Source organism: Pseudorhodobacter wandonensis (genome assembly GCF_001202035.1).
Taxonomy (GTDB): Bacteria; Pseudomonadota; Alphaproteobacteria; order Rhodobacterales; family Rhodobacteraceae; genus Pseudorhodobacter; species Pseudorhodobacter wandonensis.
Genome location: NZ_LGHT01000028.1, coordinates 1 through 5415 on the forward strand (window position 1 = coordinate 1; position 5415 = coordinate 5415).

General features: G+C 57.1%; 6 protein-coding genes. 5 read left to right on the forward strand and 1 reads right to left on the reverse strand.

What is annotated here, in order from left to right; translation table 11 throughout:
- The 5 genes from istB to AKU79_RS08535 all read left to right on the forward strand — a co-directional run.
- Positions 1-539, forward strand: a 539-nt coding sequence (gene istB, locus AKU79_RS08515) for an IS21-like element helper ATPase IstB (protein WP_050523104.1), incomplete at its 5' end; no start/stop codon positions are given.
- A gap of 429 nt (positions 540-968) precedes the next feature.
- Positions 969-1178: a helix-turn-helix domain-containing protein gene (locus AKU79_RS18925; RefSeq protein ID WP_082223978.1), complete on the forward strand. Its 210-nt coding sequence runs from the start codon at positions 969-971 to the stop codon at positions 1176-1178.
- Between the two features lie 480 nt (positions 1179-1658).
- The gene (locus tag AKU79_RS08525; protein ID WP_050523182.1) at positions 1659-3353 is read left to right on the forward strand and encodes a site-specific integrase; all 1695 of its coding nucleotides are present in this window, start codon (positions 1659-1661) and stop codon (positions 3351-3353) included.
- A complete protein-coding gene (locus tag AKU79_RS08530; RefSeq protein ID WP_050523183.1) occupies positions 3350-4402 on the forward strand; it encodes a site-specific integrase in 1053 nt (350 codons plus the stop codon). Before AKU79_RS08525 ends, AKU79_RS08530 begins: the two co-directional genes overlap by 4 nt.
- A gap of 337 nt (positions 4403-4739) precedes the next feature.
- Positions 4740-5189, forward strand: coding sequence for a recombinase family protein (locus AKU79_RS08535; protein ID WP_050523184.1), 450 nt, complete (start codon positions 4740-4742; stop codon positions 5187-5189).
- Here AKU79_RS08535 and AKU79_RS08540 read toward each other — a convergent pair.
- Positions 5138-5415, reverse strand: a 278-nt coding sequence (locus tag AKU79_RS08540; protein ID WP_156209610.1) for a transposase domain-containing protein, incomplete at its 5' end; no start/stop codon positions are given. The two genes, AKU79_RS08535 and AKU79_RS08540, sit on opposite strands and share 52 nt — an antisense overlap.

Here is a 5415-nt window from a genome sequence, read left to right on the forward strand (position 1 = left end):
TCCGTGAAGCCTTAGTCAGACAACTCCATCGTTGTGAGTTCATGGACGCGGCCGAGAATGTGGTGCTGATCGGAGGTCCGGGAACAGGGAAATCGCATGTTGCAACCGCCCTTGGCATTCAGGCCATCGAGCATCACCGTAAGCGCGTCCGCTTCTTCTCGACGGTTGAACTGGTCAACGCACTGGAGCAGGAAAAGGCCCAAGGCAAGGCCGGGAAGATCGCTGAGGCGCTGGTCAAAACCGACTTGGTGATCCTGGATGAGCTGGGATATCTGCCGTTCAGCGCCTCCGGCGGCGCGTTGCTCTTCCATCTTCTGAGCAAGCTGTATGAACGCACCAGCGTCATCATCACCACCAACCTGAGCTTCAGTGAATGGGCCAGCGTCTTTGGCGATGCCAAAATGACCACAGCACTGCTCGATCGTCTCACACATCGCTGCCACATCCTCGAGACCGGCAATGACAGCTACCGCTTCAAGGCCAGCTCCGAAACAGCGAAGAAAAAGCGAAAGGAGGCAACAGCATTGACGCCATCATAACCAGCAGATCATAACGGCTGGGTGGGTCAGATCTCGATGAAAATGCCGGGTCAGTTCTCAATGACAATCAACAGGACGTCATCTTTTGCCTGACTGATCCGCCCACTCGGCACAACGGTGAAGCTATCAAACGCGAGATTGATGCATTCAATCAAGAAATTAAGCCTTCAGGCCCTTGATCTATAATAGAAAAACCTCAAATTTTGACCTACTAAAAATTTGATAAACTTTTTTCGTCCTGTGACACTTTTAAAATTCTGACGGGCTGTGCGCATGGTCATTTCATGACACGCGCCCCCGCCCTTCCCCTCTCCTCTGCTTCTGCTGACCGGCAGATCGACGCTGCTGTTTCGCGGTTGGTCGATCTCTTCGCCCGGCAGGTAGCGCGGGAACTTGCGGCGGACGCTCCTAAGGCCAAGGAGACGCCCCATGCCAAAACTGCCCCCCAAAAAGACTGACAAGCCCTGCACCCTTCTGACTGTGAAGGATGTGGCGGAAGCGGACAACTGTTCTGAGAAGACAGTACGTCGCGCCATCGCAGCAGGACTGCTGGAGGTCGTTCGCGTTGGCCCTACCGGACACATGGTGCGGATCACGCCTGCAGCACACGCGGCCTATCGCCAAGCTGCACGCTGGTAGGGCGGAAGCGCGTTCATGATGGTGATTATCCATAACGCAAGCGGCCTCATCCATAAGCCAGGTCAGATGACCCAGGCACCTGTCGATACTGGCATGCGGCCTTGCGTTTGCTGTCTACCCACAAATGGCAAAGCCCAAAACGCCGGACTCTTCAATTGCGGCTATGCTATTGGAGGCATGCCCACCGATGCTGTGCTGCCATTGATCGCTCCATCGGGAATTGACCACCAGTCATCATTCAAGTGGTCTCTGGCAGAGCAATTTACCATGTTCAATCGCCAACAAATGCCACGTTCAATCGCATGCGAAGTCGGGAACGCATGTCCACTTATGTTCAATATAGTCAATATCTTAGAAGGTCTTCGGGAATACCCCTACCACGGAAACGAGTTTGTTTATCGTATAGTGTTCTCCCGATCAGGCACCGGTGACGCCGCGTGTCCACCCATGTCCCAAACCGACCAGAAGGAGCCCTACCCGATGACAACCTATACCAAAATTCCGCTTGATGGCATCTTTGTATCGCCAACTACGCCCAGTTTTGCCGAGTTGATTGATCAACTGCAGACAAACGATGCCCTCACGACTGAGCGCCGCAAGGATCTGATTTCCGGTCTGCGGCGGGTTGCCGAGGCGCTTCAGCGAACGCCTGCGCAGGTGCCAGCCGACCCGCGCTGGTTGCAGCCTCGTTTGGCCGCTATTGCACCGGCCGCCATACGCGTCAACACGAAGACATGGCAGAACATCGTCAGCAACGCACGCAGCGCAATGGTCGCCTGCGGGATCGTTACAAAGCGTCACCGTCAGCCTCGTGATCTTTCTTCAGACTGGCAGCCCCTTTGGGAATGCGTGCGCGATTCAAAGGACAAGAGCCTGCTGAGCCCCTTGCCAAGGTTCGTCTTCTTTCTCAACCGCATCGGGGTCGCACCCGCGAATGTCAGCAACGACCACGCGCTGCTGTTCCTCGAAGCTATCGAGTTGAACGAGATCAGCAAATCTCCGCAGAGCGCCTTCAAAGATGCGGTCATGGGTTGGAATCGGGCGATCGAACGGCTCCCGAGTTGGCCACGCCAACGGCTGGAGCTTCCCTCCCAAGCCAAACGGGTGATGCTGCAAGAGGCGGAATATACTCCAAGCTTGATAACAGATATCGACCGCTACCTTGGTATGCGCATGCGCCCCGATCTGCTTGCGCCCGAGCAAAACTTCAGACCAATAGCAGCCTCGTCGGCCGCAAGCTATCGGTACCTGCTGCTGCGCTTTGCAAGCCACGTCATTCGCGCGGGCATCCCCTCCCAGGACATTGTTTGCCTGCTAGATTTGCTCCAGACTAGGCACGTGGAACTTGGCCTGCGGCGAATGCTGGCACTCAACGACGGCAAGACATCTGCCTCGATCAGTGATACGGCAGGGCTTCTCCTTACGATCGCCGCACATCTGGAGCTGTCGCAAGATGTGCGCAACGCCCTCGCTCAGTTCAAGGCAAGACTCGCAATGCGCGATACTGGTGGCATGACGGTTAAAAACCGAGACCGATTGCGGGTACTGCGCGCGCCCGGCGTACTTCGTCGCCTCCTGCGTCTGCCAGAAGGTATCCTGACGCGTCCCCTTGGCAATCACCGATCAAAGGCCCTGCGCGCATGGGAGGATGCCATCGCCATCGGGATCTTGCTTTATTGCCCGCTGCGGGTTTCTAACCTGGCCAAGATTGACATCTCCCGCCACCTGCCTCGCGCCGGCAAAAAGCGGATGTACCTCGTCATTCCGGCTAACGAGGTCAAGAACAAGCGCCCGCTAGAGTTTGAACTTCCTCCTCATCTGGTGAAGATGATCGAAGCCTATCTCGCCGCACGCGCCCCAACTCTTTGCGCACCCGACTGCCTTTATTTGTTCCCGGCAACGCGCAAGAATGGACCCGTAAGCAAAAGCGATTTGGCGGAGCGAATTAAGCGACGCGTGCGCAGTGAGGTTGGGATCGACATGAATGCGCATCTGTTCCGACACCTCGCTGTGATGATTTACCTTGATGCCAACCCGGGCGGCTACGAGGTCGCGCGTCAGATGTTGGGGCACTCGTCGGTCAGCCGCACGATCAGCGTTTATTCCGGTCTCGAAACGATCAGTGCGACCCAGGCCTTCGCCAAGGTGGTCAATACGCTGCGGGAGGCAGGATGATGTCCCATGCCCTGCCAATTCAGCAATGGCCGGATGCTGACCGGAATGCTTTTGATACCTTGTTCACTCAGGGCGGGCTGCTTGATGATCAGGGGCTTCTCGGCCATTGGCGTTCCAATTCCTGCAAGCTGATGGAGATCCAATATGCCCGCTGGCTAGGCTGGCTTCTTATGGCAGAGCCTGAAGCCTTGACGCTGATGCCCTGTGACCGTGCAACACCTGCACGCCTGCGCGCCTGGCTTACAGCCATGAACGGCTTGGCACCGGCAACGCGACTGGGGCATGTTGGAGCCGTGGTCCGCCTGTGTCGCTCAATCGCGCCCGTGCGATCCTGGAGCGCGCATCAAGCGATCTTGGCAGGCTTACATCGCAGCGTGAAGCAGCATGGTTCACCGCGCAAGGCAGGACGTGTCTTGGCCAGTGATGTTCTGTTTGACGCCGGTGCTCACCTTGTGTTCGATAATGCTGGTCCCATCACCCATCCCAATCAAGCCGTGCGCCTGCGCGATGGTGCGATGATCTGCCTGCTCGCGCTTATGCCAATGCGGCGCCGCGCACTTTCAGAACTGGCGCTTGGCACATCATTGCGCGTGGAAGGCGCACATATGGCTATTTACCTCGATGGGGCAATGACAAAGAACCGGCAGTATTGGGAAGCGAATGTTCCCGATATACTGAGTGAACAGCTGGCCGCTTATCTGAACATTGCACGACCTGCGCTCTTGGCGCGCAGCTCTTACCCTCAGAATGCAGTCTGGCTTGGTCGCAATGGCGCACCGCTCAACATCGGACAGTTCACGCGAGCCATCAAGAACCGGACGACATCCCTGTTGAAGGTCGGCGTGACACCCCACCTGTTCCGGGACGCTGCTGCGACGACGCTTACACGCGCATCACCAACATCGGCGCGCATGATCAAACCGATCCTCGGCCACACAAGCACGCGTATAGCGGAAGCGCACTACATCCAGGCGGACACGATTGCGGCAGGCCGTGGGCTCGCAGTGGCACTTGAAGCGTTCAAGCAAGAAAGGGATTTTGGAGGATGAGTATGACTTTGTTCCGATATTCTTGGATGCAAATTGCATGTCCAGTTCTAATCAGCGAGCTATCGAACGCCCCATTGACCGTTATTCGCAAGCGGGGCCCGCGATTGCGATCGCTGGTTGAATGGCAAACCCTACGCGGATTTGGTACGTCACGACACCTATTCCGGGATTGCGCGGCCACCACGCTGGCCAGGCTCTCGACAGAAAGTGCGCGACTGATCCGTACGGTTCTGGCACATTCAGGGTTCTGGGCAGCCGGGCACCATTACATCCATGCCCAGACGATCGACGCCGGACGCGACTATGCTGCCGTCGTGCGGCGTCTTAAGAAAGGACGATGATGACCCGAGTTGCCATTTACGCACGGTTTTCCTCCGCAATGCAAAGCGAAGCCTCCATCGAGGACCAGTTGCGCATTTGCCGTGAACGCGTCGAGCGCGAGGGCTGGGCCGTCTGCGAGATTTTCACCGACATGGCCATGTCCGGCGCCAGTATGCAGCGGCCCGGAGTTCAACGGCTGATGGACGAAGCCAGCCGTGGCAATTTTGATGTCATCGTCGCCGAAGCACTCGACCGATTGAGCCGCGATCAGGCCGATGTTGCCACCCTGTTCAAGCGGCTGAGTTTTCACGGGGTGCGGATTGTCACCTTGTCGGAGGGCGAGATCAGCGAGTTGCACGTCGGCCTCAAGGGCACGATGAACCAGCTCTTTCGTAAGCGTCCGGTCTGCCCGCGTTATGATACGTTTTTCCACGGCAGCAGATCGTCGACGCGGTTGATCTTGTAGTCTGGGATGCGTGCCAAGGTGTCAGCCAGCCATGCCTGTGGATCGATACCATTCAGTTTGGCGGTTTCGATTAGGGTGTAGGCGATGGCGGCGGCTTTGCCGCCTGTTTGTGATCCTACGAACAGATAGTTCTTTCGCCCGATGGCGACTGACCGCATCGCCCGTTCTGCGGTGTTGTTGTCCAGTTCCAACATGCCGTAATCGAGGTAGTGACGCAGCCGTGCCA